We start from the raw sequence: 26,370 nt of genomic DNA, 5'->3' as shown, positions 1-26,370 counted from the left end.
TTAAGATGATTTTGATATTATTTCTGTTGCAATATTATTAGGAACTTGTTCATAATGCGAAAACTGCATAGTGTACTGAGCTCTACCCTGCGTCATAGAACGCAATGTGTTCACATAACCAAACATCATGGCCAATGGTACACACGCACTAATTAGCTGAGCATTACCCTGAGCTTCCATACCCATAATCTGCCCCCTAATGCTATTCAAGTGACCTATCACATCCCCCATAAACTCATCAGGAGATATTACCTCCACCTTCATAATAGGTTCCAGCAAAACAGGAGAAGCCTTTGACATCCCTTCCTTAAAGGCAGCCTTTGCAGCTATTTCAAACGCCAATGAACTAGAGTCAACAACGTGATAAGCACCATCCAGCAACGTAGCCTTAAAGTCAATGGCAGGATAACCAGCTATAATTCCACCATGACGCACTTGTTCTAACCCCTTTTCGACACCAGGTATGTACTCCTTCGGAATGTTACCACCCACAACCACATTTTCAAAAATAAAACCACTTCCAGGCTCCAAAGGTTCAAACAATATCTTAACTTTAGCAAACTGACCAGCACCACCAGATTGCTTCTTGTGAGTATAGTCAATCTCATACTTCTTCAGTATCGTCTCTCTATACGCAACCTGAGGAGCTCCAACGTTAGCTTCAACTTTAAACTCCCTTTTCATTCGATCAACGATAATCTCAAGGTGCAATTCCCCCATTCCAGCTAATACAGTCTGCCCAGATTCGTGATCAACCTTCATTCTTAGAGAAGGATCTTCCGCAGCAAGCCTAGAAAGAGCCACACCCATCTTCTCCTGATCAGCCGTAGTCTTAGGCTCCACCGCCACCTCTATCACAGGCTCAGGAAATTCCATCTTCTCAAGAATAACACTACAACCCTCTTCCGCTAAAGTGTCTCCAGTCGTAGTATGCTTCAAACCAGCCAACGCTATAATATCACCAGCATAAGCGTCCTTCACATCCTCCCTGTTGTTAGCGTGCATCAAAAGCATACGACCAATCCTCTCCTTTTGATCCTTCGTGGTGTTTATCACAGCACTTGAAGACCTCAAGCAACCAGAATATAAACGAATAAAAGTCAAAGAACCAACAAAAGGATCGTTCATCACTTTAAAGGCCAATGCCAAAAATTTGCCAGAGTCATTAGGCTCAACTTCCACCACCTCTTTTGTGTCACCATCAATACCCCTAGTAGGTGGAATATCAACAGGACTAGGCAAAAAATCTACCACGGCATCAAGTAAAGGCTGAACACCTTTATTCTTAAAAGCACTACCACACAAAACAGGTACAAATTTCGCAGATACAGTACCCTTCCTCACACAACGCTTCAGAACATCTACAGGAATCTCCTCACCAGCTAAGTAGGATTCCATCACCTGATCATCAACCTCAACAGCAGCCTCCACCAACTTCGCCCTATATTCGTTCGCTTTCTCAAGCATATCTGACGGAACATCAGCGTAGGAGTACTTAGCACCCAAGGACTCATCCTCCCAGATTATGGCTCTCATCTCTATCAAATCCACTACACCAACAAAAGTCTCAGCTATACCTATCGGTAACTGCAAAACTATAGGTACAGCACCAAGCCTGTCGATTATCATGTCAACACACCTGTAAAAGTTCGCACCAACCCTATCCATCTTATTGGCAAAACATATTCTAGGTACGCCGTACTTGTTCGCTTGCCTCCAAACCGTCTCCGATTGCGGCTCAACTCCAGCAACACCATCAAAAACAGCAACAGCACCATCCAAAACCCTCAGAGAACGCTCCACCTCTATCGTAAAATCTACGTGACCAGGAGTGTCTATGATGTTGATACGACAATCATTCCAAAAACAAGTAGTAGCAGCAGAAGTGATCGTAATACCTCTCTCCCTCTCCTGCGCCATAAAATCCATAGTCGCCGCACCCTCGTGCACCTCACCTATCTTGTACGACTTTCCAGTGTAATATAAAATACGCTCTGTAGTAGTGGTCTTACCGGCATCTATGTGAGCCATAATCCCAATGTTTCTGTAACTCTCTATTTTTGTCTCACGCTTACTCACTGGACTACTCACCACCTATAATGAACAAACACTCTGTTAGCTTCCGCCATTCTATGCGTATCCTCCTTCTTCTTTACAGCACCTCCCTTGTTGTTGATCGCGTCCATAAATTCACCAGCCAACCGATCAGACATCGTCTTCTCACCCTTCCTTGAACGAGCGCACCGAATAAACCACTTAATAGCCAATGAAAGCTGACGCTCAGGACGAACCTCTATCGGAATCTGGTACGTGGAACCACCAACACGCCTTGACTTAAGCTCAACAATAGGCTTCACATTCTCAAGCCCCTTAAAAAAGACCTCAAGAGGGTCAACACCAAGCTTGCCAGAAGCAATGTCCAAAGCCTTGTACGTAATATTCTCGGCAGTAGCCTTCTTACCATCGTACATCATGCAGTTGATAAATTTGGCAACAACAACGTCACCACACCTTACGTCCGGCTGTATCTCTCTTTTTTTATTCACTCTTCTACGAGACATATTCCCTCTTCCTATTTAGGCCTTTTAGTTCCATACTTGGATCTAGCTTGCTTACGATCCTTCACACCTTGTGTATCAAGAACACCACGAGAAGTATGATACTGGACACTAGGCAAGTCAGGAACCCGACCACCCCTCACAAGCACTACAGAGTGCTCCTGAAGATTGTGACCCTCACCCGGAATATAACTAGTCACCTCAACACCGTTAGTCAGCCTCACCCTACATACCTTACGCAACGCAGAGTTAGGCTTCTTAGGTGTTGTAGTGTACACCCTTATACACACCCCCCTCTTCTGAGGGCACCCCTGAAGTGCAGGAGACTTCGATTTCACAGGTTTACGCACCCTAGGTCTACGTATTAATTGACTTATAGTAGTCATTTATATATCACGCCTCATAATAACGTTTTACTTCTGCTATTTTATACAGAATTAACAAGCTAAGTTTGATAATCCTATTACAAATCTTCTGGGATAGTCAAGCCCTTTTTTTCTAAATGGGAACTTATACAAACCATCAATCCATAATAAAATATTGCAGCTAGCAGAAAAACAGTATACAATTCCTCTCTTAGGAATCCACTTATCTCAATGCTAAATGACAAAGGACAAAGCTCCAAAGTTGTTACACCGTCTGTTTGCCTTAGATCGCACAGAATCTCTAAAACTAATTGTTGGCGGCTTCTTGTTTTTTTGCATCGTGGGAGCATATACCCTAACTCAGGAATTAAAATATGGCGTGTTCTCAACAATTATCGGTCCATATTATATACCAGCCGCTCAATTGCTAACTTTCATCACCCTTTTCCCCGCTATCATGTTCGACGGTTACTTGGTCGATCGCTTCCGCAGACATCAGCTCGTCATCTTCTATACCTCCCTCTTTGGTTTCATCGGTCTCGTCTTCACCTACTTCTTCAATCACCCAGAAATCGGAGTCGGAAACCAAGTCAAGTCCCCAGGGCGAATATTCGGATGGCTTTTCTTCATATACGTAGAAGCATTCTCCCCATTCCTACTTGGAGTATTCTGGGCCTTTATGAATTCAATACATAGCCCACAAAACGCTCAAAGAACTTATGGCTTCATCGTCTCCCTCTCAAAAGTCGCAGGCATCATCATGACCTTGCTCCCCTACCTCTTCTTGTCAAACAGCAGTTTCCTCACCACAAATATAAATAGCATCTCAAAGCTCCAGTTGCTTTTGGTAACCTCATCAATGCTGTTGTTGTTAGCCTCCTTCTTTTTAACCTTGATTACTAAAAAGGTTAATACCGACGCTTTCAAAGGCTACCACACACAAATAGAGGAAAAAACAACAAAAACTGGAATATGGATGGGCATCAGCCTACTATTTAAAAATCGCTACGTCCTAGGAATCTTTTTATTAGTCTTCCTCGCAGACACCATCACCGAGGTCTTAAACTATAAAAGAGTCCTAACAGTAGTAAATTCAAAGTCCCAACACCAAGAGCTAGACCAAATGATAGGACAGCTCTACTTGCAGTTGCTTTACATGCATCTCCTAGGCCTCTTTATGTCGATATTTCTCACAAACAGCATCATGAGACTTCTGAGCATCAAGATATGCACCTTTATCATGCCAATATCCACATTGATCTTTACCTTGGCCTATATAGTCACTGGCTTCGATGGTATCATGATATGGCTCTATATCGTCATCAAAGCGATGTACTACACAATAGGCGCACCTATTAGGGAAAGCTTATATATAGTCACAAGCAAAGACATACAATTTAAAGCAAAGTTCGTCATAGATGCACTCGGCATCAAATTAGCACGAAACACAGGCCAAGCTTTAAATTATGCCTCCAACATCATGAATAAACACTACGGACCTATTCTCGCTATGTCCGTAATCAACTCGCTGTTTATCTTCATGATTGTCATATGGATAATCACCGCATACTTTGTTGGTAGCACCTATAGTAAAACTATTAAGAAAAATCAAATCATTACGTAATCTACACAAGCACTTCAGCTAGCATCCCACAGTAGCTCTGGGCGATACTCAAAGTGCATTGTGTCATAGTGATACCATTTCCCACCCCAAATAAAACCGTGCCTTTCAAAAATCTCAACGATTTCACAAGGCAGCTTATTTTGATAGTATTCCAATGATGCGCTCTCATCCACAGGACGCTTTTCTCTCTTTAGATCGTATTGCCAATACCTAGAGTTGTGTACATTAATATCAATCGCCATCCCAAAGCTGTGACTGCTCATTCTCTTTGTATTTGCAATAAACCTCCAATTAAAAGTTCCAGCCGGGTTATCTAAGTATGGATAAAATGCAGGAGGTAATTGCTGAAGCTCTTCAGAAATCCTTTTTAATTTCTGATCCACCCCATTCACCCTCGTCACTTGCAAACAGTATTTAGGCTTACCAGATGCATCCTTGAAAACGTCAGGCATCCAATCTATCAAAACAAGATTTTTTTCAACATCATCCTTAGAGGTACCGTACATCTTTTGAAAAAATGGCTCATAACGAATGCGCCCCGGATCTTGCCTTTTTGAAAAATACTCAGGCAAATCTATACATCCACGAGGATACGATACCCCCACAATTTGATCCGCAAGCGATGTATTCTCCATTTTTCCTTCCGTCGACTCACTAGGATCGTAATCGCCTACTTCCATTACCGTACCATCTTGCCACGTAATCGACTTTTCAGAAACAGCTATGATATGACTCGGGTAAGCCTTCTGAAGCTTCCCGATATCATCAATAAGCCCACCTCTTGCCCTATTACAACACACAAACAGTATTAATAGTACCAAGATCCCTGCAGTGTTTCTAAATAGTTTTTTGCTTTGTTTGATATTAGACATGCTCTTACTGTGTAAAGTTTTGCACTCTCAGTATCACAAAAATTCATAAGCACAACAACTTTTGATTTCAATAGACCTCTTGCATAACTCATAAATGAGTGAGGAATTTTTAGGAAAAATGCAGGTGAGCACCGCAGCATATCCTATATATGTGAGGAGCGCAGACAAATTTTGACGACAAAATAACCACTCAGAATGAGTTAGGCAAGAGGTCTAATAGACCTCTCCAAGATAGGTAAATGCAGCGGTAATGACAGGGCAGGGGAGCTGTGTTAGCGAAGACAAATGGATTTCCGCTTTTGCGGGAATTGCAAAGAGGAGACGAGAGTGGCAAAGGAGAAGCGTGGGAGTGATACCAAGTTTCAGATTAAATCAGGCAAATGGATTTGAGGATGAGCCTGCGTAAGCGTATTGAAATACCTGCGCAGAGCCGAGTTTCACAAAATCCGTTTTGAATCATTTAAAAATGAGCAATGGTATGAGAAAGGGAAGATGAAGTGGCGAGATGGCAAATGCATTTAAAACATAGTTGATGACAATGTGAAGAAGACGAAGCACAAGGTGGAGGGCAATGTATTGATACCTCAGTCACTCAGTAATGTGCACCGCATGATGCTTGACTTCATGAAGCTTCGTTTCCGTATGTTCAACGTCCAGTGTAGTGTGATCATCCTGAACAGATATACTGTCTACTAAAATAGTGCAAACATCTTCCAAAACTTCCGCAACCCCAAAAGAAGTGATAAACGTGTGAACAATCTTCCCGTTTCTATAAGTCAAAAGCTTCCCAGGCCTAAGATTGATCACGTAACTCTCATGACCAGACAGTACACCACACTCCCCACACTCACCAGGTATTAAAACCATCTCAACGTCCACATCTATAAAAATACTCTGTGGCGTAATCACTTTTAATTTAATGTCTTTCATGCACTATCCGTTGACATTTTCTTCCCTTTTTCTATCGCTTCCTGTATGTTCCCCACCATAAAAAATGCAGCCTCCGGTAGATCGTCATACTTGCCGCTCACTAAACCCTCAAAACCCTCAACCGTGTCCTCCAGCGATATAAATTTACCAGGTATACCAGTAAAAACCTCCGCTACGTGAAACGGTTGCGATAAAAAACGCTGTATCTTCCTCGCTCTCGCAACTATTAACTTGTCCTCCTCACTCAACTCGTCTATCCCCAAAATAGCAATAATGTCCTGTAGCGATTTGTACGTCTGCAATACCCTCTGTACCTCCCTCGCAACCCTGTAGTGCCTCTCCCCAACTATGTCAGGAGATAACATTTGCGATGTGCTGTCCAAAGGATCAACCGCAGGATATATCCCTAACTCCGCTATCTGTCTACTAAGTACAGTAGTAGCATCCAAGTGAGTAAAAGAAGTCGCAGGAGCAGGATCCGTCAAATCATCCGCAGGAACATATATAGCCTGTACAGAAGTAATAGACCCCTTTCTTGTGGATGTAATTCTCTCCTGAAGACTACCCATCTCAGTCGCAAGCGTAGGTTGATAACCAACCGCAGAAGGAATTCTACCCAATAACGCAGATATCTCAGAACCAGCCTGCGTAAAACGAAATATATTGTCTACAAAAAATAATACATCCTGCCCCTCATGATCCCGAAAGTATTCAGCCTGAGTAAGACCAGAAAGCGCAACCCTCGCTCTAGCACCAGGAGGCTCATTCATCTGACCATACACCAAAGCAACCTTCGAATTGCTCAAGTCTTTCAAATCTATCACTCCAGACTCTATCATTTCATGGTATAGATCATTACCCTCCCTCGAACGCTCTCCAACCCCCGCAAAAACCGAAAAACCCTTGTGAGCTTTCGCAATGTTATTGATCAACTCCATTATGATCACAGTCTTCCCAACTCCAGCTCCTCCAAATAAACCTATCTTCCCTCCCTTCGCATAAGGAGCTAAAAGATCCACAACCTTAATTCCCGTCACCAAAATCTCCGAAGCAGTAGACTGCTCTTCTAAACTCGGAGCAGAAGCATATATCGATGCCTTATTCGTCCCCGTCACAGGACCAATGTTGTCTATCGGCTCCCCCACAACGTTGATAATCCGCCCTAAAACACCCCTGCCAACCGGCACCATTATAGGCTCACCCGTATCAACAACGTCCTTGCCACGACATAAACCATCCGTACTGTCCATAGCAATGGTACGTACTGTATGCTCACTAATGTGCTGTACAACCTCTAAAACAAGCCTCCTACCATCATTGTCACACTCAAGAGCATTCAGTATAGGCGGTAGCTCATCACTAAACTGCACATCTACAACCGCACCCACCACTTGCTTGATCACACCTTTGTTTTTCATACTTTTACCCTCTCATCAGACAAATACAAAATTACACCAAACTTTAAACCGCTTCCGCTCCAGAAATCACCTCTATTAATTCCTTCGTAATAGAAGCTTGTCTCGTTCTGTTGTACACAAAACTTAAATTCTTCAAAATCTTGTCAGAACTCTGAGTAGCACCGTCCATTGCAACCATCCTCGCTCCCTGCTCCCCAGCATAGCTCGAAAGAACCGCCTTCAGTACCTGCGCCTCAATATTCTTTGTCACCAAATTCTGTAGTACCAACTCCGAAGATGGCTCAAACTTATACAATGTACCCACTACATTCTTCTCAGACTTAGAAAGATTACCAGCAACCGACCCAGCAGTCTTTCCTACATCAGCTACATCAACAGGTAGCGGTATCAGCTGCTCTTGAATCGGCACTTGAACCAGTAAAGATTCAAATTGATGATAAAACATCCAACAAATATCAAATCTGCCCTCCGTGAAAGACGCTACAAGACGCCCCCCTATTTCCTTAGCAATAGCCGGATGATCAACGCTAGTACCAATGTTGATACTGTACGAAATCATATCACAGTGCTGCCTCTTTAAAAGCTCGTAACCCTTTCTACCTATACAAATCAAATCAACAGAACTACTGTCACTCAAAGTATCCAAAAAAGCCTTCACAGCTCTCACTATCGAAGCGTTAAAAGTTCCACATAAACCCCGATCCCCAGTCACCACAAGCAGCAAAACTTTTTCCCGCTTACATCTACCAGATAACAAGGCTGGAATTTGAGTCACGTCATCTAAATTCGAAACTATGGATCGCGTCATCGCATTCAACGCAGTCGCATAAGGAAGCGATGCTTCTGCAATATCCCTTGCCTTCTTTAGCTTCGAAGCAGCAACCATCTTCATAGCCTTCGTTAGCTTCTGAGTTGACTTAATACCGTTAATCCTGGTTCTAAGAGATTTAAGTGAGCTCATACGTAAATCAGGTAAAAACTTTGGACAGAGATTCTATCACAGACTTCAAACCCTCCTCGGTCACCTGCGATATTTTCTGCTCATATCGAATTGCAGCAAGAAGCTCGTTATGGTGAAGTCGCAAATTTCTAATCAGTTCTTCCTCAAACCTCCTCACGTCCTTCAGTGCTATGTGATCCAAATACCCATGTATAGCTCCAAATATCACAGCCACCTGAACTTCAACAGGATACGGATCAAATTGAGGCTGTTTCAAAATCTCCCTAAGCCTTGCTCCCCTCACAAGCAACTTGTTAGTCACCGTGTCCAAATCTGAACCAAATTGGGCAAACGCTTCTATCTCTCTATATTGAGCTAAATCTAGCTTGATACTCCCAGCAACCTGCTTAATCGCCTTAATTTGTGCCGCAGAACCAACACGACTAACAGATAACCCAACGTTCACAGCCGGCCTCACTCCCTTAAAAAATAGATCCGTCTCCAAAAAAATTTGACCATCCGTTATAGATATCACATTCGTCGGAATATAAGCAGAAACATCACCAGCTTGCGTTTCAATAATCGGTAACGCCGTCAAAGAACCACCCCCTTTCTCCTTCGACATCTTAGCCGCACGCTCCAATAACCTAGAATGCAGATAAAAAACGTCGCCAGGATAAGCCTCCCTTCCAGGCGGCCTTCTTAAAAGCAGGGACATCTGTCTATATGCAACCGCGTGCTTACTTAAATCATCGTAAGCGATCAATGCATTCATACCATTATCACGAAAATACTCACCTATAACGCAACCAGTATAAGGAGCTAAAAATTGCATAGATGCAGCATCAGACGCTGTAGCAGCAACAATAACAGAGTACTCAAGCGCACCCTCTTCTTCCAATTTCTTCACGATCCTGGCAACCGAAGAGCGCTTTTGTCCTATCGCAACATATATGCAATATAACATCTTGTCCTGGTCCTTATTAAGATGTGAGTGCTTTTGATTTAAAAACGTGTCCAAGACTATGGTTGTTTTGCCAGTTTGTCTGTCGCCTATAATAAGCTCCCTCTGACCCCTACCAATAGGTATCAGTGCGTCTATCACCTTAATCCCCGTCTGCAAAGGCTCATTCACAGACTGCCTATCTATAATCCCAGGAGCTTTAATCTCAACCTTACTGTACGTGACATTCTCTATAGGCCCCTTACCATCTATCGGGTTACCAAGAGCATCTACTACCCTGCCTAATAACCCCATACCACATGGGGCCTCTACAGTCTTCCCCGTTCTTTTAACGACATCCCCCTCCTGTACTCCACGATCCAAACCAAATATTACAATCCCAACACTGTCCTCCTCTATGTTCAGCACCATCCCCTTTGTGCCACTCGCAAACTCCACAAGCTCTCCAAGAAATACGTTGTCAAGCCCATATGCAATCGCTATACCATCAAAAACCTTGACTACCTGTCCAATTTCACAAAACTCCGCCTCCCCAGAAAAGTTCATGATTTGCTTTTTAAGAATATCTGATATTTCCGATGCTTTCATTCAAGTCCCTAAATATTTCAAATTTGCAAGGCCAGTTTCCGTAGATTCCTTAACTTCGTTCTCAGCGTAGCATCAAACATATGTGAACCTACCACCACCACCATTCCACCCAGTACCTCAGTATCAATGCTATAGTTAATCACAACCCTCATTCCAAAAATGCTTTCAAACTCCTCCCTCATCGCTTCTAATTTCATCTGTTCAAGAGGCACCACGCTTTTGACGTTCACTATTAACTCACCGTTCCGTTCCCTCATCAACCCATGAAAAGCATCAATCGTACTCATGATGCTGTGAAGCCTGTTGTGAAATAACATTAGTCTAATAAAGTTCAGTGTGACTTGATGTAAATCTAAAACAGCTAACGCACTATTTAGAAACACAGCTTTAACCCTAGAAGAAACAGTCTCAGATAAGGCCATCCTTAACTTGCTCCGATTTGCAGAGATGAACTCAGTCAACAACTCCAAATCCTTCGAAACAACCTCAAGAACTCCCAATTGCTCAGCGGCGCTAAACAAAGCGTACGAGTAGCGCCTCGCTATTTCTTCTTTAGATGCATTCATAAGAACAGACGATATACTATCGCCCCATGACTAGCATACATTTCAAAAGCTTTCAACACTAAATCTAGACCAAATCCAATTTACCACGATGCTCCACACTTAATGTCTACATCTAGTGGTACGGTCAGATTACAAACGCTGCTCATCACATCTCTAATATTCCTACTATATTCTTCAACCTTTGCTCCGCTCACTTCAAATAGCAGTTCATCATGCACTTGAAGAATCATACACCGCTTTAAATGTACAGGCATCATCACCATCGCTTTCTTGATGATATCAGCAGCACTCCCCTGTATAGGGGCATTGATGGCAGCTCTCTCCGCAGCTTGACGAATCGTAAAATTCGTACTCCTGATTTCGTTAACGTCTATAAAACATTTGTGACCGTAAATCGTTTCCGTGTATCCGTGCTCCTTGGCAAACTCTATCGTATTGTGCATGTACTCTTGAATACCAGGGTATTGCCTAAAATAGGCCTCTATGTATTCTTTGGCAACCTGCATCGATATTCCCAATCGTTTCGCTAAACCAAAAGGACCAATACCATAAATAATACCAAAGTTAATCGTCTTGGCCTTCCTTCTAAGATTCTCATCAACCTCTTCCAATGGTACCCCAAATACCTCAGAAGCCGTAATAGCATGAATATCACGACGCTGTGCAAATGCATCCTTCAGTACGTCAATATTCGCAATATGAGCAAGAAGACGTAACTCAATTTGCGAATAATCCGCAGAAATAATCGTACTACCCTGCTCTGATACAAATGCACGCCTAATCTTCGCACCATCTTCAGTTCTAATCGGAATCGCCTGAAGATTAGGACTATTTGACGTCAACCTCCCAGTGTTTGTACTAATCGTAGAAAACGTGCTACGTATCCTCCCATCCCTTGCATCCACAGCTTTTGATAAACCCACAATATATGTGTTTAAAAGCTTATGTAAGCTTTTCCATGCTAGTATCTTGTCCGCCAGTGTATAACCCATACTTGACAGCTCCTCCAACACATCAGAGCTCGTAGCATACACACCAGATTTCAGCTTCTTACCCTTGGGGTACTTGAGGTGTTCAAATAATATTTCACCCAACTGTTTTGACGAGCTAAGCAGAAAATTGCGCCCCACTTCTTCAAATATCAACTTTTCTAGCTCATACATCTTGCTTTTAAACTCTTCTGATAGCGATATCAACACACCTTGACTTACTTTAATCCCAATCGTCTCCATATCGCCCAACAAGATATTTAACGGCTTCTCTACTCTGTCATACCAGTATACACGACGTTGAAGATAAAGAAGACGTTGCAAACGCTTAAAAACACCTAGTATGGAAGATGAATTTAGTGTAAAAGAGTCACCAAGGTAAAGCTTCACCAAAGCTTCTATGTTGTACTCACTTTTAGAAGTAGATGCCGAGTAAGCCATCAAAATGACATCCTCAAAAGCACTCAAACTAATACCAAGCGTACTCAGTGTCTTGTACCAAAACTTTACATCCGCCAGTACTTTTACAATAGCATCAGACTCAAAAATATCCTTCAATCCAATGAGAACTTCCTTCCTTGCGTCCTTCTGCTCCACAAAATCCAATCGCTCTCTAACCATAGATATCTGTATGTGCTCCTCTGATGCACTGATGTAAAGATAGTCTGAATCCATATATATCCCAATCATACCAGCACTTTCACCAGCTTTTTGTATCTTTTTGACGTCAATATCACCAAAATCATCAAATATACGAAATGCCCGGCGCTGCACCTCTTCAGTCCGCTCCTCCACACCAGCACCATCTGCACCAGTTGAACTATCATCCCCCTTAATAATGTTTAAAATATTACGGTGTAATGATTTAAATTCCTGCGCCTCTAAAAATCTAAGCAGTTTCCCCTTATTAATCGGTCTTACCCTCAACTGCTCCAAATCACATGACAGATCATATGGACGTCTTAAATCGCTTAAGGCCTTCGCAGTATATGCGTCAGAACGACCCTCTATCAGCAGCTTTTGAATCCGACCTTCCTTGATGTCATCAATACATCCATAAATGTTATCAAGTGAACCAAATCGTTGCAAAAGATCAGACGCCCTCTTTGGTCCTATGCCCCGAACACCTCTTATGTTGTCCGCAGAATCCCCCACAAGAGCCAAATAGTCCGATACCTGCTCCGGATAGACACCAAGCTTCTCAAATACCTGCTGCACACCAATCTCCAGATTCTTTATCGGATCCACTATCCTAATACGCTCATCTACCAGCTGCATCAAATCTTTATCAGATGACATTATAGTAACATCTATATTTTGACTCTTCGCTGCTTGTGAGTATATCGCTATTAAGTCATCCGCTTCCAACCCATGTTGCTCCATCGATACCACGTCAAAAGCTTCTATTGCCTCTCGAATCATTGGAAATTGTAGTATCAGATCCTCTGGCGGCTTTTCCCTGTTTGCCTTGTATTGCTCACAAATCGTGTGCCTAAAATTCTTCTGACCCGAGTCAAGTACCACACCTACGTAGTCCACCTCATTAGTAAGCAAAATCCTGCTTAACATGCTTACAAAGCCGTATACACAACCCACAGGCTGCCCATCAGATCTCGTAAGAGGTGGAAAGGCAAAATAGGCCCTAAAGACGAAACCATAACCATCTATCAACAGCAATTTCATCTTTTATCTATACACCACGCTACGTTCCTTTATCAGCATAAACCTCGCTTCTGATAAACATACTTCAATCCACTTCACTCATACTACCTTTTTCCAGATGTGTCATCATTCTTTCCAGCTATTTCACCTCTATCATATCGAGCTCTAGACATACTCATAAAATCCTTCCATATCTTTGCCGGTAAAGTACCCCCAGAAACCCTCTTCATAGGTTGATTGTTGTCGTTACCTACCCATATTCCAGTAACCAAACGCTCGTCAAACCCCACAAACAATGCGTCCCTAAAATCTTGAGACGTTCCAGTTTTGCCATATTCTTTAATCCCAGGACTAGATGCAGCCCTTCCCGTACCCTCTTTAATTGCTTTGTACAACATAGACTTCAACTCTATAGCACTGTGATTGTCAACTAACCTAGTCGGCTCCCCAGCATCATATTTATATAAAATGTTGTTGGTAGATTTCTCAAATATCGCCGTAATAGCGTGGGGCTTAAACCGCATTCCGCTATTAGCAATGTGAAGCATTGCAGCGGTTAGCTTCAACAAGGAAGTGACATCCGTACCTAATGCAAGGCTTGGAACATTCGAGAGTTTCTCCGTAATACCAAATCTGCGGGCCATATCTATAACTTTATAACGCCCTAGCTTTTCTGATACCTTCACCGCAACAGTATTGACAGAATCCGCAAATGCTTTATCCAACCTCATTAACCCAGCGTATCTGTTGACAAAGTTACGCGGCGACCAGTGATTTACAGTGATCGGAGAGTCCTCAACCATTGAGCCAACAGTAGCACCATTCTCTAACGCCGCTAAGTACACAAATATTTTAAACACAGAACTCGGTTGTCTTTTTGCATACACAGCTCTGTTAAACTGACTATTCGCGTATGAAATACCACCAACCATCGCTTTAATTGCACCATCCCTACCAAGAACAACCCCAGCAGCTTGACCAACGTCATATTTTTTGAAGTTGGACTTCGCCTGTAGCGATATAGCTTTTTCCAAGTCCTCCTGAAGCTGTATGTCGCACGTAGTGTAAACCTTCAAATCACGGTTAGACATACCGATCAAATCCGTCAAGCGCTCCACTACATAATCCGCAAAGTATGGGTTCTGTAAAGCACCCCTCATTCTACCACGCTGCATCACCCTAGGCGGTCGCTCATTTCTTATATCCGTGGAACTGACAAAGCCCATGTCCTCCATACCCTGGAGCACTAACTTAGCACGACGTACAGATCGTAAAGGATTCGTTAATGGAGAAAGACTAGACGGAGCTTTAAGCATACCCGCTAACATTGCAGATTCATACAATGTCAAATGCTCTACAAGCTTACCAAAATAATACATAGACGCAGCGTCTATGCCAAAATTACCACTACCTAAATACACTCTGTTAAGGTAGATACTTAAAATTTCCTGCTTTGTATAAGTTCTTTCCAATCGCAAAGCCAGCAACATCTCTTGAATCTTACGCTTTAGTGTACGTTCAGAGTTCAAAAATATAATTTTTGCTAATTGCTGAGTAATAGTACTACCCCCCTGCACTATTTTGCCCGCTACTTGGTTCCTATAAAGAGCCCTTAAAATACCAAAGATATCGATACCACAATGCTCAAAAAACCTCCTGTCCTCAGCCGCAATTACAGCCTCAATCAAATCTTGCGGTATCTGTTGATATTCTAAGCGTCTACCATACATATCACCATAGTTAGCAAGTACCCTACCTCTAGAATCAAGTATCGTAATCGTCGGCTGCCTTTGAAGATCATGTATGTCAGAGATATCCGGCAAATCTCTCGAGTAGTACAATACCAACAAAAGACACATGCATCCTAATCCAAAAAGCAACACAACAAAGCATTTAAGCAATAATACAAAGATTTTATTTCTTAATATTTTAAATCCCTTCGTTTTCCTCGGCGTTTTACTAGTTTTCTTTTTTAGCATCCCAGACTCACTATACATCAATCAAAAATTCATTCGTCACATATACTCCGTTAATTTGAAAAGTTGGCGTCGTCGGGATTCGGGATTCGGACTTCGTTACGTATAAATATACGCGCTTCGTACTCACCGCTTGCCCTCCTAGCTCCTTTCCAAATTTCCTGTCGTCTATTCTTTTCCATATTCTTGCCACTTTTCATTTATGAGAGGTATATATCCAGTGGCCATCTTGGTTTTGGTGCAAAGCTCAGCTCGTCCACTAACCCAAGACGGAACCTTTCCACACCAGTCCATGCCACCATCGCAGCGTTATCCGTACAAAGAGATAGTGGAGGAGTATATAATTGAAAATTCAGCGACTTCAGCGTCTCATCCAACTCCTGTCTAATGTAAAGATTAGATGCAACACCCCCAGACACCACAAATGCTCTGTTATTCTGCACTCTAGACACCCTTACTGCATGCTTGATCTTCTCTTGCAGTATTTGAACCACAGTTCTTTGAAATGATGCGCAAATGTCAGCTTTCTCTCGCTCTACATCTTCAAGCTTGTCTACAGTCCTTTTAATCGCCGTCTTGAGACCAGCAAACGAAAAGTCACAGCTTTTTTCTTTCAAAAGTGGCTTAGGAAAATCATAAGCATATTTGTCCCCAAAAGCTGCAAGCTTTTCTATTGCAGGCCCTCCCGGATAACTCAAGTTTAACATCTTTGCCACCTTATCAAATGTCTCCCCTAGGGCATCGTCAATTGTCCCACCTAACTTCCTGTACTTGCCTACCCCCAATACCTCAAGAAATTGACAGTGCCCTCCAGAAATTAGCAAAGAAATATAAGGAAAGTCTATATCCTCAACAAGTCTGATCGTTAGTACGTGGGCTTCTAAGTGATTCACTGCAATACAAGGCTTCTTCATCGCAGAAGCAAGCGCCTTGGCCGTCATGACCCCCACTATCAAACCACCTATCAAACCAGGACCCGCAGTAACCGCAAAAGCATCAACACGCTCTAAGTCCAAATTAGCCTCAAAAAGCGCTAGCGATACAAGATCAGTGATGTGCTCTAAATGGTTACGAGCAGCAATCTCAGGAACAACACCACCGTACTTCCTGTGTTCTACCAAATCCGAAACAGTACACAACGACAAGATGGTTTTGTTCTCTGCAACTATCGATACAGATGTCTCGTCACAACTACTTTCTATGCCCATCACTATCATGAATCGATCACTCCTATAGCTTTTTCTGAATGAACACCAGAGATAAATCCATTCCCACAGGCATTTCCAGAGCGCTAGGCTACATCAAACTATTGCTGATTTCACCCTAAGATCTCTTCCATGCTTTTCCAAGCAACGTAGTAGTGAGAAGAGACCTTATATTCGTTAAATATCGCCTTGGTCTGTTCTAGAGGAAATTTCACATCGTGCAGTATAAATATAGTTTATACTACATCCTTCTTTCCAACTTCCAAAACACCCATCTGCACTGAGGTAATCGGTTCTAATGTTTAACTTTTCTTTTATAACAATATTATTCTTATTTTAGAGACAACACGAACCCGCTGCACCATAACCATTTCGTTTTGCTGCGTCAAGGGAAATAAACTTGCAGTTCACTAGCTTCAAAAAGCTTGCATATTGAGCCTTCTCAGAACACAGCTCATACGTCGTCACCTTTACGTCTTAGAGACTGTCCGCGAATTAATTCTGCAAAAGGTTTACTGTGTAAATCTTCACCTCTCTACAAAAGGCACAAAAGTTGACCTTATAGATAGAATAGTCCATTTTATTAAAATAGGCGAAAAGACTAACTTAGCTCAATATCCCGCAAAGTCCCTCTCAAATCGTCACGACAAGCCTGCATTAAGCACAGAAGCCTTAATGCTTAAGGGATCTTATAAAAATGATCTCAAAACCAGGCTTTTCTTCAAAGAAATTATAGGTCCACACTTCCACTTCACAGCCTTCGGTATTGATTGGCTCAAAAGTCGCTGGGCAGAAGCCAATCCACCCACATACCAAGAGTTTGCTAACATGTGGATCACAGAATATGAGTTGAGAAAAATATATTCCAAGACACCTAAAAAAGAGTGGGCCTATATTAATTTTGTCAAAGGTTATTTAAGCGATCACAAGCATGCAACCCGTAGCGACATCCTCAATGCTTGGAACATTGAACGCACAAAACATAAAAATTTAGTAGCCCAATTTTTGAAAGGATACCTATAAATTATTACCGCCATTCCAAATCTTGCCAGCACCCTCAGCTCTCGGTGCCCACTAATACCTTGCTGAGCCCCATATCATCCCCGCTTCATTCTCGTAAATATGAGGCCAATTTGAATCATAGGAAATAACTTTAATTTCCTTCACCAGTAATGGATCTACTAGCGATGATACGCTCATGTTTGAATACCTATGTATATATCGATGATAGCACTCTTTGAATCCTTGCTTCTCTCATCGTAAATTTCAAAATCCGCTATGTAAGCTCTTTCACCTCCTAAGTCAGTCGCTTTCATTCGCCATATGTTCTGCCACATATCGATACACACAGCAGGTATTGAGCCTTGCTCCGAAGTCAATTTTACATACGCTTGCGCAGGGATGGTTAAAACCTCAAAATATTCTGGAAGAGCGTCAATAACATCCACTTCTTCCCCCACAAAGTATCTGTATTCGCCATTCTCATCGCTTTCATAGCCGGTATAAACCCCAAATACTGTTCCCGGGCTCCTACGCCCCCGAATTCGTGTTTGCATACCAGAACTAAGAAACTTTTGCATAGTACGTCCTATTTTCGCAGTATCCGAATTCATTTCACACCAATTCGATGTACGTACACTAATACCAACTAGTCTAATCTCTCCTAGTCGTTCTACACTTTTCCGCATCTTTCCTTATATACTTGTTTTCCTGTTTTCCAATAACACAAAAACAGGTAAAATGTAAGTATATAACCACAACAATACTTTTTACAAAGTAAAGCGTCTAAGTGGACAGAGTGTAAAACATATGGCTACACCAAGCACCACAGGGTTTATGAATGCACTAAATAAAAACTATCTCTCTTTAATCATTTGGATAACTCTCGTCATCGGAGTAGGATTCATCATAGGCTATTCAACCAAACCAGATGTCAGTACCTGGTACAACAGTATACCACGCTCACCTCTTACACCTCCAAATTACGTCTTTCCAATTGTCTGGACTATTTTGTATGCCGTCATAGGTACCTGTGGCTGGATTATATGGTCCTCCAAACCCATTCCACAGCTCCCACATATCAAAGCATTGTATATTCTCCACCTAGTCTTAAACTGGAGCTGGACACCTCTATTTTTCCACTACCATCTCGTCCATATATCACTTCTGGTCTTAGTCGTCATGAATATCCTGGTCAGCATCCTGATTCTGTTGTCTTACTCAACAATTAAATCAGTATCCATACTCATGGCCCCATATCTGCTGTGGATTTTATTTGCAACCTACCTAAACTATTACATACTCCAGCATACCTAAAAACACAAAAGCACTATATACTCCAAACCCACTTTTCTACTTGACTCCCCACATCCATCAAGTAGTATGGTCTCGTGAAATTTTTATACCAATTTTTTAATCCATTCGTTTTAGAAAGTTGGTATTGCTCACCAGGGGTGCTTTGCTAGTTCACATCTTGTCCTATCAAAGCTGAGAAATACCCTTAGAACCTGCTCTGGTTAATACCTGCGGAGGGAGCGTGAAGGATTATGTAAAAACTATCCATCAATAGCATGGTAAGTTTGCAAACTCCTACTCTGTCTTCCTTATCAAGAACAACATGAGGAAGATATGAATAACAGTTTTTTGCAACTCATGCTCGTCACAAATAAACATAACATCCCTACAGACGCTTATCTCCAGTTCGTTGAAGCGTGCCTCAAAGCAGGAGTCACTTCCGTCCAACTCAGAGAAAAATCATTGCAGCTCAAACAATTCCTCCAGTTTGGTCAATCGCTAAAATACCTGCTCGACTCCTACAATGTCCCCTTGATAGTCAACGATCAACTGGAGGCTTGTATAAAGCTTAAAGCAAATGGAATACACTTGGGACAATCAGATACCCCAATTACAACAGCAAGAGCCGCATTAGGACCAGACAAAATCATTGGCCTCAGCGTCAATACCATAACAGAAGCTCAAAACGCACAGACATATTCCCAATCCATAGATTATATAGGCGTCGGCCCAATCTTTCCTACCAACAATAAACCCAACGTACAAACAGTCTGGGGCCTCACTGGATTAACTCAGGTCGCACTCCTTTCATCATTGCCAATTGTGGCAATAGGTGGAATAGATACAGACAACGCAGCTTCAGTAATGCGTGCCGGCGCAACTGGAATCGCTGCCATTGGACTGTTTCACAATGCACAAGATCCATTCCTAATCACCAAAAATTTGATCACAATTATCACAAAGGCGAACCAATGATAAATAATATCCAAAAAACTCTCGCTAACCTGAGAACCAAAAAGCCCCTCATCCTCTGCCTAACTAATCTAGTCACGATGGAGTTTGTCGCAAATACACTTCTTGCAGTCGGCGCCGCACCAATCATGACCACATCCGAAAATGAAATCAATGAACTGGTTAACATCGCATCAGCACTTTACATAAACATAGGAACACTTAATGATCCATTCATTAAATTATCCGCCAAAGCAATAGAAATTGCTCAAAAACACAATGTACCAATCGTTTTTGATCCCGTCGGTGCAGGAGCCACTACCATCAGAACCAACACATCTAAATCAATACTGCCTTTTGCAAAATTTGTGCGAGGCAATAGTAGCGAAATCATAGCCTTGGCAGATCATCACCATCAAACATACGGGGTGGAAGCTACACATACCACCGATGAAGCTGCTTCCATTGCAACGTCTATAAGCAAAAAAAATAACTTGGTGGTAATGGTAAGTGGTCCCGTAGATCTGATCACAAACGGAGATCAGTCGATCAAAGTACCATTTGGTTCCAAACTGATGCAAACAGTCACAGGGATGGGCTGTACCCTAACAGCAGTCATCGCAGCATTTCAATCTATAGAACAAGACCCCTTTCAAGCTGTAATTATCGCCGCACATTACTTCGCCCTCTGCGGAGAAGTGGTCTCAAAAAAATATCAAACCCCAGGCGCATTTAAAGTCGCATTCCTGGACCAATTACATACACCAGATATTCCATCAATGAGAGCACTATATGATCAGCGAAGATAAAATAGTCAAAAGCTTGCAAGACAGCTCACCAGGCGCTTTCATCGGTAATGATGCAGCCATTCTACCACATATCGATTCCAATCAAAGATATGTAATTACCAAAGATTTGCTTGTAGAAGACGTACACTTTCGTACCAAGTACTATACACCTCAAGACCTTGCTCATAAAGCTTTACACGCAAATTTAAGCGATATCGCTGCAATGGGGGCAAAACCTCTATACATCTTGTGCGGCATATCTATTTCACACCAACTCCAAAAGTATGCCGTCGATTTTTTACACTCCATAACTGTAGCATGTGACAAAGCCGGCGTCATACTGATCGGCGGAGATACCACCGCTTCAAAACACCATCTCCTCATCAGTATCACGGCTCTCGGTCATGCACCAGAATGTAATCTCAAACAAAGAAGTACAGCTAAAAACGATGACGTTATTTGCGTCGCAGGAGATCTGGGGTTCGCACACTTGGGCTTCCTCGCCTTAGAACAATCACACACCATCCATCCAAAATACATAAACAGCTTTTTGCGGCCAACAGCAAAAATCAATGAAGGAATATGGCTTGGCACAGTGCCATCTGTAAACAGTATGATGGATATCTCAGATGGATTATACGTAGATTTGAAACGCCTATCTTCAAGCTCAAATAAGCAAGCTGTGCTTGATCTTAACCTTCTGGAAAGCCATCTAACACACGAAGCGTCAGTCCAAGTTGCTTTGCAAGGAGGCGAAGATTATGGACTGCTTTTCACAGCATCCAGAAATTCATTTGACAAAGTAGCTCATGAATTTACACAAAACTTCGGTTACAACTTAAAGGTCATCGGTCATATCACTGACGGTACCGGAATATCCTTTCAAAGAAATAATCAGTACGTCAATGTGACCACCAACTTCTTTACACATTTTGGAGAAGATGCATGACATTTCAAAACATACCAACAGTCAATGACTCAACTAATACTCACACCACAAGCACCACGAAACAACTCAAGACCGCCCTCTCAATCGCAGGATTCGATGGATCCGGTGGCGCTGGAATACAGGCAGACCTCAAAACATTCTCCGCAACAGGATGTTATGGAATGACCGTACTAACAGCTCTACCAATACAAAATACCTGCGGTGTCAGATCTTGCTACGATCTCACCATTTCCTCAATACAAGAGCAACTTCAAGCCATATTTGATGATATCAAACCAGATGCCATTAAAATCGGTATGCTTTTCTCTACCGAAATCATAGAGCTAGTAGCTGCCTTTCTCATCCAAAATGCTAAAGATATTCCAATCGTTTTAGACCCAGTCATGGTTGCTAAAAGTGGAGACACTCTTCTGCAAAATGATGCCATAAAAGCTTTAAAAAAAAGCTTGATACCTATCGTCCACATCATTACACCTAATTTGCCAGAAGCTAAAGCCTTAGTACCAGGTGACGATAAGAATATCTTGGCAAAAAGATTGCTTGATTTGGGGTGCACCTCCGTCCTTTTAAAAGGAGGACATGAAGACTCTCATACTTCAGACGATTTATTCCTATCCGCACGATCTTCAGAAATATTATCAGCGCCACGCATTCATTCTAAAAATACTCATGGCACTGGATGTACTTTGTCCGCAGCCATCGCAAGTTTTATCGGGCAAGGACTCTCTACTTTAGATGCATGTAAAAAAGCTAAAACCTATCTGCACGCCGCAATACTTCATAGCAAAGACATTGCTATAGGAAAAGGACACGGACCAGTACATCATTTCCATCATCTATGGAAATATCTTCCTTCCGATAAAAGATAACACCATGACGCATCGTACAAACCTCATGAATAATCGATAACCGCAGCTTTTTGAGAGTTGATTAAAGCCTCAAGATCCTTAGTGATATCGATGCTTTTTTGAATTCGATCAAGGTTAAATATTTTCATGACGCAAAAACTCTTTGAGCTGATCAAGGCACTCAGGCATATTCTTTCTGCCAAACCCTATTCGGAAATGGTTGCTTGCATAATCATAGATGGATGCAGGCATCAGAAGTACATTCCGCTTATTCACCAGTCGATCACAGAAAGATTCTATAGAACCCGCCCCTTTATATTTTACGAACCCAACGCATCCCCCCTGTGGACGAACCCACTCAAAAAGATGGCTGTATTCTATGAAAAACTGATCGAGAAGTTTGAGATGATCAGCAACGATTTTATTGTTCCGTTCCAAGATCGCATCCTTATTACGCAAAGCAATTAGAGTTAATATCTCAGAAGGTGCACTATTGCAGATGGATGTATAGTGCTTCATTTGCTCTATCTTTTTAAGCATTGGTTGATCTTGGCATGCAATCCAACCTATTCGAAGACCCGCCATACCAAACGCCTTGCTCATAACACCGAGAGACAAAGCTTTGTTATAAATGCATGCAGCAGGAGGCGCCCAAGGTTGCTCAGGCTTGCCAAGCAGCCTATAAACTTCATCGGAAAATAACCATATACCATTTGACTCGCATATCTCTACCAGGGATTTTAGCTCACCTTCTTCAATCACCTGCCCAGTAGGGTTATGAGGAAAATTAATGATAATGCACTTTGTATTTGATTTAATAGTCCTTTGGATCGCATGTAAATCAATACGCCAATCATTTTCTTCTTTTAGCTGTATTTCTGTAATATTCGCACCACGAGACTTTGGAATTTCAAAGAGTGATTGATAACAAGGCGTTAAAACGATTACATGATCTGCAGCCGCAACAATAGCATTAAGCGTACAGAATATTCCTTCTTCGGCCCCCGCAAACGTGAGTATGCTACCTGCTTTAAGTCCAGGATATAATTCCTCTGCTACCGTTTCGCGCAAAGCTGGCAACCCAGGGACTTCAGTATATCCAAGACGTAAGTGCTGCCATAAATCCATTTGCCGTGAACTGGCCATACCTATAATTTCTGACATATGAAAGCTCTCAGCATCCGAGCAGCATAACAAATACTTTGCTACAAATTCGTATTTTGCCAGGTATTCCTCTAATTTAAAAATTTCCATTAATTCCTCCATTCCTTCAAATATTTAAAAACAGTCGCCCTGCCCAAGCCAAGAACTTTTGCTACATAATCTGCTGCATTTTTTTCATGAAATGCTCCAAGATCAAATAAATGCTTAGCCAAAGTTTTTTTGTCATTTTGAGATAAATGATCGAATGACAGGTTATGATTCTGCAAATAAGAATGGATACTGATATGCAATTTTTCTTTCCAGTCATTAGTAAAAAGTGACTGAGGCTGATTACCCATTTGAAGTAAGGCGGTACTTAACTCTTGCATCTTACTGAATGTTGAAATATCGCAATTGATACACAGAAGATATTTACCCTCAAGTATTACTGAGATGGACTTTACAAGTCTGCCATCAAAGTTAACTTTTGGATAGACTATTCGGTCTATATTATTGAGTCCTTCTGCATCCAGAAGACTTGGATCAGATACTTTACGCTTAGAAAGTTTACCATTGACATACACAATACTGTCTTGAGCGATATCATGCACGACAATCTCTACTAAAGGATCCATCAACTCAACAATAGCATCGCATATTGGAATGTAATTGGATAACATTATTTACACCTTATAGTCTACATACTATAGTAGTATGTATTATTTAGTATCGATTGTCAAGCAAATTAAGACTAAAAAGTCTACACAAAAAGTGACACTAAGTTGATGTCGTATAATGAATCATATCGTGAAACAACACTGCACCATCAGAAAGGTTACGGTATCCATGAGGAAGGGATGCATCAAACCACAATCCCTCATGCTCACTTGTAATTAACCACTATTAATAAAGTCAACGATATCAATAATTCTATAAAAATAATTACTGGTAGCGACATTGCTAGACACACCGCTCAAATGAAACAGCACAGGTACTTTTGCAAATCCCTTAGGGGTTTTTAACCTTGATATCTTTTTTTGCATTTCAGTAATAATATCGCTGCTAATTTCACCTCTTTTGAACTTGAATTCACAAATAAACAAGCTATTTGTTTTGGTCTGCACTAAATAATCGATTTGACACCCTTGTTGAGTTGTGGTTTTTGTTTGTCTATAAGGTCCGCTACGCACAATATCAACTGGTGAAATGCCTAATTTTTGAAGCAATAACCGACGGTTTTGCAAAAGCAGTGCTTCAAGTTGCAGGCCTATATGGGTCTCAAATCCTGGCATAGTCGAAAGCGGCACTTGATCGAATCCACCGTCTTCAATAGCACTTGCATTTGGCTCAATGACTTTCAGATAAAATCTCATATATTGGTCTGAGATTCTATATAAGCTCTGTTTTAAGGGGTGCGCTGTTTTGAATGACCATAAGGATTGTTTAACAACAAAGCCTGCCACAATCAGATGCTCCATCATTTGACTCAGAGTACCGCTGTGCGCAAATTCTATGCTTTGCCTAATTTGCAATAAAGTTCTGGCACCATCCTTCAGGCTATCCAAGATCTTCTTGTACGTAGCACCTTTGCCATTAAATAGGTCGTGAAAAATACGATCGAACTCCGTTACCAGTAAGCCGTTTTTTTCAAAGGCAAGCTGCTTGATATTATCTTCAGCTGTTTGAGCAGGATTAAACTGCTCCAAATACCATGGCACTCCACCAACAATGGTGAGCAGCTTATACATATCATAATGAGAAAGCTTCATGCCGAGCGTTCTTAAAAACTCTGCACTTTCAGGGATTGATAACGGCTCTAAGCTGATGGTGAGATTTACACGTCCAAAAAACGCAGTACTCTTTAAGATATTTTCTTCAATCCAGGTTGATACCGAGCCGCAAAAGACAAGTAATACGTGAGTCGTTTGCTTATCCCACCAAGCTTTAAGCTTAGCAATAAAACTTGGGTCTTTTGATCCCATCCACGAAATCTCATCAAGCATGATGATATCCCCAGGCTTAACATGAAGGCTCAAATGCTCAAAGGCATCACTCCAATCTAGGAAAGTCATAGGTGGAATTTTTAACATTAGTGCGAATTGCCGTGCAAAATGATCCCTTTGTTCTTGGGGAGAAATTCCGCCTTCCGGAGCGAGTCCTGCAAAACTCCAAAATGTTTGACGACCGGATATTTTGGCAAACTCTGCTATAAGTCTACTTTTTCCAATTCTTCTACGTCCTTTAACAACACAAAGAGCAGCAATCTTCTTTCTGTGCAGACTTTTTAGGCGCTCTAATTCCGCCTTACGGCCAATAAATGTGGTTTCAAACATGACAACTATTATAATGCTTAAGATATATTATATCATGTCTTGAGCATTAAGTTAAGTCAACAATAAATTGCTCAAGATGATGTTCTTAGCTTCTTGAGATCTGACGGTGCTATTTATCATGTCCTCTAGGTTTCATATTTCAGTACCTAAGGCATACATCCTATCTCCGTCGGATTTTTTCAAGAGAACTTCTCCCACCATCACTGTGAGCAAAGCCCCCTTAGAGCCTGTCCGCAAATTAATTGGAATGAAAAGAATTCGGGCAATAGTTGTCTGTGAAGTTGTTGGAAAAGGCAAATGGATGCCCGTTTTCACGCACTGCTGTCCGGGGAAAAAATTAAAGTTAAACTGTATTTATTTGTTAGTTGGCGTAAGTCTTTGATTTCAGGTATATTTCCTGTTGCAA

The 26,370-nt window shown here is 41.7% G+C and carries 27 protein-coding genes and 1 riboswitch; of the genes, 8 read left to right on the top strand and 19 right to left on the bottom strand.

Annotated elements, in window-relative coordinates:
* The 5 genes from fusA to EDM53_RS06450 all read right to left on the bottom strand — a co-directional run bounded on the left by fusA (position 1) and on the right by EDM53_RS06450 (position 3,850).
* Positions 1-2,031 carry an elongation factor G gene (gene fusA / locus EDM53_RS05075; protein WP_130122598.1) on the bottom strand — a complete coding sequence of 677 codons (2,031 nt, stop codon included), beginning with the start codon at positions 2,029-2,031 and terminating at the stop codon, positions 1-3.
* Between the two features lie 56 nt (positions 2,032-2,087).
* Complete coding sequence (gene rpsG, locus EDM53_RS05070) at positions 2,088-2,561, bottom strand: 30S ribosomal protein S7 (RefSeq protein WP_130122575.1); 474 nt, start codon at positions 2,559-2,561, stop codon at positions 2,088-2,090.
* A gap of 11 nt (positions 2,562-2,572) precedes the next feature.
* A complete protein-coding gene (rpsL, locus tag EDM53_RS05065) occupies positions 2,573-2,944 on the bottom strand; it encodes a 30S ribosomal protein S12 (protein WP_130122574.1) in 372 nt (123 codons plus the stop codon).
* Positions 2,945-3,350: 406 nt separating this feature from the next.
* Complete coding sequence (locus EDM53_RS06455) at positions 3,351-3,512, bottom strand: hypothetical protein (RefSeq protein ID WP_242507896.1); 162 nt, start codon at positions 3,510-3,512, stop codon at positions 3,351-3,353.
* 185 nt (positions 3,513-3,697) lie between these two features.
* Positions 3,698-3,850: a hypothetical protein gene (locus EDM53_RS06450; protein ID WP_242507895.1), complete on the bottom strand. Its 153-nt coding sequence runs from the start codon at positions 3,848-3,850 to the stop codon at positions 3,698-3,700.
* 49 nt (positions 3,851-3,899) lie between these two features.
* Here EDM53_RS06450 and EDM53_RS06445 point away from each other — a divergent pair, with 49 nt between their 5' ends.
* Positions 3,900-4,547, top strand: a complete 648-nt coding sequence (locus tag EDM53_RS06445) for a hypothetical protein (protein ID WP_242507894.1) — start codon at positions 3,900-3,902, stop codon at positions 4,545-4,547.
* 14 nt (positions 4,548-4,561) lie between these two features.
* On the opposite strand, the gene EDM53_RS05055 is transcribed toward EDM53_RS06445, so the two are convergent.
* Entirely contained in the window at positions 4,562-5,419 is an 858-nt protein-coding gene (locus EDM53_RS05055) for a M15 family metallopeptidase (RefSeq protein ID WP_130122572.1), read from the bottom strand.
* A 250-nt stretch (positions 5,420-5,669) separates the two neighbouring features.
* Here EDM53_RS05055 and EDM53_RS06240 point away from each other — a divergent pair, with 250 nt between their 5' ends.
* On the top strand, positions 5,670-5,825 hold the full coding sequence (locus EDM53_RS06240; RefSeq protein WP_165379662.1) for a hypothetical protein: 156 nt from the start codon (positions 5,670-5,672) through the stop codon (positions 5,823-5,825).
* Positions 5,826-6,007: 182 nt separating this feature from the next.
* Here the strand turns inward: EDM53_RS06240 and EDM53_RS05050 are convergent, their stop codons facing one another.
* The 9 genes from EDM53_RS05050 to tsaD form a co-directional block, all read right to left on the bottom strand.
* Entirely contained in the window at positions 6,008-6,349 is a 342-nt protein-coding gene (locus EDM53_RS05050) for a FoF1 ATP synthase subunit delta/epsilon (RefSeq protein WP_130122571.1), read from the bottom strand.
* Positions 6,346-7,767 carry a F0F1 ATP synthase subunit beta gene (gene atpD, locus EDM53_RS05045; RefSeq protein ID WP_130122570.1) on the bottom strand — a complete coding sequence of 474 codons (1,422 nt, stop codon included), beginning with the start codon at positions 7,765-7,767 and terminating at the stop codon, positions 6,346-6,348. The genes EDM53_RS05050 and atpD overlap by 4 nt, the downstream gene beginning before the upstream one ends.
* Before the next feature lie 43 nt (positions 7,768-7,810).
* Positions 7,811-8,728 (bottom strand): ATP synthase F1 subunit gamma, encoded by a 918-nt coding sequence (gene atpG / locus EDM53_RS05040; protein ID WP_130122569.1) that lies wholly within the window; start codon positions 8,726-8,728, stop codon positions 7,811-7,813.
* Positions 8,729-8,735: 7 nt separating this feature from the next.
* Positions 8,736-10,259, bottom strand: coding sequence for a F0F1 ATP synthase subunit alpha (gene atpA / locus EDM53_RS05035; protein WP_130122568.1), 1,524 nt, complete (start codon positions 10,257-10,259; stop codon positions 8,736-8,738).
* A 17-nt stretch (positions 10,260-10,276) separates the two neighbouring features.
* A complete protein-coding gene (gene atpH / locus EDM53_RS05030; protein WP_130122567.1) occupies positions 10,277-10,825 on the bottom strand; it encodes an ATP synthase F1 subunit delta in 549 nt (182 codons plus the stop codon).
* An 80-nt stretch (positions 10,826-10,905) separates the two neighbouring features.
* Positions 10,906-13,497, bottom strand: coding sequence for a DNA polymerase I (polA, locus tag EDM53_RS05025; protein WP_130122566.1), 2,592 nt, complete (start codon positions 13,495-13,497; stop codon positions 10,906-10,908).
* Positions 13,498-13,580: 83 nt separating this feature from the next.
* The gene (locus EDM53_RS05020; RefSeq protein ID WP_165379661.1) at positions 13,581-15,455 is read right to left on the bottom strand and encodes a transglycosylase domain-containing protein; all 1,875 of its coding nucleotides are present in this window, start codon (positions 15,453-15,455) and stop codon (positions 13,581-13,583) included.
* A gap of 10 nt (positions 15,456-15,465) precedes the next feature.
* A complete protein-coding gene (locus EDM53_RS05015) occupies positions 15,466-15,645 on the bottom strand; it encodes a hypothetical protein (protein WP_130122564.1) in 180 nt (59 codons plus the stop codon).
* Between the two features lie 7 nt (positions 15,646-15,652).
* The gene (gene tsaD, locus EDM53_RS05010) at positions 15,653-16,669 is read right to left on the bottom strand and encodes a tRNA (adenosine(37)-N6)-threonylcarbamoyltransferase complex transferase subunit TsaD (RefSeq protein ID WP_130122563.1); all 1,017 of its coding nucleotides are present in this window, start codon (positions 16,667-16,669) and stop codon (positions 15,653-15,655) included.
* 420 nt (positions 16,670-17,089) lie between these two features.
* Between tsaD and EDM53_RS05005 the strand changes: the two genes are divergently transcribed.
* Complete coding sequence (locus EDM53_RS05005; protein WP_130122562.1) at positions 17,090-17,680, top strand: SAP domain-containing protein; 591 nt, start codon at positions 17,090-17,092, stop codon at positions 17,678-17,680.
* Between the two features lie 173 nt (positions 17,681-17,853).
* Here EDM53_RS05005 and EDM53_RS05000 read toward each other — a convergent pair whose 3' ends face one another.
* Positions 17,854-18,345 (bottom strand): GyrI-like domain-containing protein, encoded by a 492-nt coding sequence (locus tag EDM53_RS05000; RefSeq protein WP_130122561.1) that lies wholly within the window; start codon positions 18,343-18,345, stop codon positions 17,854-17,856.
* 121 nt (positions 18,346-18,466) lie between these two features.
* Between EDM53_RS05000 and EDM53_RS06580 the strand changes: the two genes are divergently transcribed.
* The 5 genes from EDM53_RS06580 (at position 18,467) to thiD (ending at position 22,509) form a co-directional block, all read left to right on the top strand.
* Positions 18,467-18,973 (top strand): TspO/MBR family protein, encoded by a 507-nt coding sequence (locus tag EDM53_RS06580; protein ID WP_130122560.1) that lies wholly within the window; start codon positions 18,467-18,469, stop codon positions 18,971-18,973.
* Between the two features lie 123 nt (positions 18,974-19,096).
* Positions 19,097-19,209, top strand: a riboswitch (TPP riboswitch).
* A 76-nt stretch (positions 19,210-19,285) separates the two neighbouring features.
* Positions 19,286-19,927, top strand: coding sequence for a thiamine phosphate synthase (thiE, locus tag EDM53_RS04990; protein ID WP_130122559.1), 642 nt, complete (start codon positions 19,286-19,288; stop codon positions 19,925-19,927).
* A complete protein-coding gene (thiM, locus tag EDM53_RS04985) occupies positions 19,924-20,712 on the top strand; it encodes a hydroxyethylthiazole kinase (RefSeq protein WP_130122558.1) in 789 nt (262 codons plus the stop codon). The genes thiE and thiM overlap by 4 nt, the downstream gene beginning before the upstream one ends.
* Positions 20,696-21,640 (top strand): thiamine-phosphate kinase, encoded by a 945-nt coding sequence (thiL, locus tag EDM53_RS04980; protein WP_130122557.1) that lies wholly within the window; start codon positions 20,696-20,698, stop codon positions 21,638-21,640. Before thiM ends, thiL begins: the two co-directional genes overlap by 17 nt.
* Positions 21,637-22,509 (top strand): bifunctional hydroxymethylpyrimidine kinase/phosphomethylpyrimidine kinase, encoded by an 873-nt coding sequence (gene thiD / locus EDM53_RS04975; protein ID WP_130122556.1) that lies wholly within the window; start codon positions 21,637-21,639, stop codon positions 22,507-22,509. Before thiL ends, thiD begins: the two co-directional genes overlap by 4 nt.
* A gap of 114 nt (positions 22,510-22,623) precedes the next feature.
* Here thiD and EDM53_RS04970 read toward each other — a convergent pair whose 3' ends face one another.
* The 3 genes from EDM53_RS04970 to EDM53_RS04960 all read right to left on the bottom strand — a co-directional run bounded on the left by EDM53_RS04970 (position 22,624) and on the right by EDM53_RS04960 (position 25,964).
* Positions 22,624-23,742, bottom strand: coding sequence for an aminotransferase class I/II-fold pyridoxal phosphate-dependent enzyme (locus tag EDM53_RS04970; RefSeq protein ID WP_165379660.1), 1,119 nt, complete (start codon positions 23,740-23,742; stop codon positions 22,624-22,626).
* Positions 23,742-24,311 (bottom strand): helix-turn-helix transcriptional regulator, encoded by a 570-nt coding sequence (locus EDM53_RS04965; protein ID WP_130122554.1) that lies wholly within the window; start codon positions 24,309-24,311, stop codon positions 23,742-23,744. Before EDM53_RS04965 ends, EDM53_RS04970 begins: the two co-directional genes overlap by 1 nt.
* Positions 24,312-24,524: 213 nt before the next feature.
* Positions 24,525-25,964 (bottom strand): AAA family ATPase, encoded by a 1,440-nt coding sequence (locus EDM53_RS04960; protein ID WP_130122553.1) that lies wholly within the window; start codon positions 25,962-25,964, stop codon positions 24,525-24,527.
* Positions 25,965-26,370: the final 406 nt, after the last annotated feature.

It is taken from the genome of Rickettsiales endosymbiont of Peranema trichophorum, assembly GCF_004210275.1.
In the GTDB taxonomy this organism is placed as follows: Bacteria; Pseudomonadota; Alphaproteobacteria; order Rickettsiales; family Midichloriaceae; genus RICK02.
This window is presented reverse-complemented; position numbering and strand designations above follow the sequence as displayed.

Bases quoted from the DNA above. Each gene is read 5' to 3' on its own strand.
- EDM53_RS05020 (WP_165379661.1), bottom strand. From the start codon at position 15,455: ATGCTAAAAAAGAAAACTAGTAAAACGCCGAGGAAAACGAAGGGATTT.
- atpH (WP_130122567.1), bottom strand. From the start codon at position 10,825: ATGAATGCATCTAAAGAAGAAATAGCGAGGCGCTACTCGTACGCTTTG.
- atpD (WP_130122570.1), bottom strand. From the start codon at position 7,767: ATGAAAAACAAAGGTGTGATCAAGCAAGTGGTGGGTGCGGTTGTAGAT.
- EDM53_RS06240 (WP_165379662.1), top strand. From the start codon at position 5,670: ATGACAGGGCAGGGGAGCTGTGTTAGCGAAGACAAATGGATTTCCGCT.
- thiE (WP_130122559.1), top strand. From the start codon at position 19,286: ATGAATAACAGTTTTTTGCAACTCATGCTCGTCACAAATAAACATAAC.
- EDM53_RS05050 (WP_130122571.1), bottom strand. From the start codon at position 6,349: ATGAAAGACATTAAATTAAAAGTGATTACGCCACAGAGTATTTTTATA.
- EDM53_RS04970 (WP_165379660.1), bottom strand. From the start codon at position 23,742: ATGGAAATTTTTAAATTAGAGGAATACCTGGCAAAATACGAATTTGTA.
- thiL (WP_130122557.1), top strand. From the start codon at position 20,696: ATGATCAGCGAAGATAAAATAGTCAAAAGCTTGCAAGACAGCTCACCA.
- EDM53_RS05000 (WP_130122561.1), bottom strand. From the start codon at position 18,345: ATGCGGAAAAGTGTAGAACGACTAGGAGAGATTAGACTAGTTGGTATT.
- thiM (WP_130122558.1), top strand. From the start codon at position 19,924: ATGATAAATAATATCCAAAAAACTCTCGCTAACCTGAGAACCAAAAAG.
- EDM53_RS06580 (WP_130122560.1), top strand. From the start codon at position 18,467: ATGGCTACACCAAGCACCACAGGGTTTATGAATGCACTAAATAAAAAC.
- rpsG (WP_130122575.1), bottom strand. From the start codon at position 2,561: ATGTCTCGTAGAAGAGTGAATAAAAAAAGAGAGATACAGCCGGACGTA.
- atpA (WP_130122568.1), bottom strand. From the start codon at position 10,259: ATGAAAGCATCGGAAATATCAGATATTCTTAAAAAGCAAATCATGAAC.
- tsaD (WP_130122563.1), bottom strand. From the start codon at position 16,669: ATGATAGTGATGGGCATAGAAAGTAGTTGTGACGAGACATCTGTATCG.
- EDM53_RS04960 (WP_130122553.1), bottom strand. From the start codon at position 25,964: ATGTTTGAAACCACATTTATTGGCCGTAAGGCGGAATTAGAGCGCCTA.
- rpsL (WP_130122574.1), bottom strand. From the start codon at position 2,944: ATGACTACTATAAGTCAATTAATACGTAGACCTAGGGTGCGTAAACCT.
- EDM53_RS05055 (WP_130122572.1), bottom strand. From the start codon at position 5,419: ATGTCTAATATCAAACAAAGCAAAAAACTATTTAGAAACACTGCAGGG.
- atpG (WP_130122569.1), bottom strand. From the start codon at position 8,728: ATGAGCTCACTTAAATCTCTTAGAACCAGGATTAACGGTATTAAGTCA.
- polA (WP_130122566.1), bottom strand. From the start codon at position 13,497: ATGAAATTGCTGTTGATAGATGGTTATGGTTTCGTCTTTAGGGCCTAT.
- EDM53_RS06445 (WP_242507894.1), top strand. From the start codon at position 3,900: ATGGGCATCAGCCTACTATTTAAAAATCGCTACGTCCTAGGAATCTTT.
- fusA (WP_130122598.1), bottom strand. From the start codon at position 2,031: ATGGCTCACATAGATGCCGGTAAGACCACTACTACAGAGCGTATTTTA.
- EDM53_RS04965 (WP_130122554.1), bottom strand. From the start codon at position 24,311: ATGTTATCCAATTACATTCCAATATGCGATGCTATTGTTGAGTTGATG.
- thiD (WP_130122556.1), top strand. From the start codon at position 21,637: ATGACATTTCAAAACATACCAACAGTCAATGACTCAACTAATACTCAC.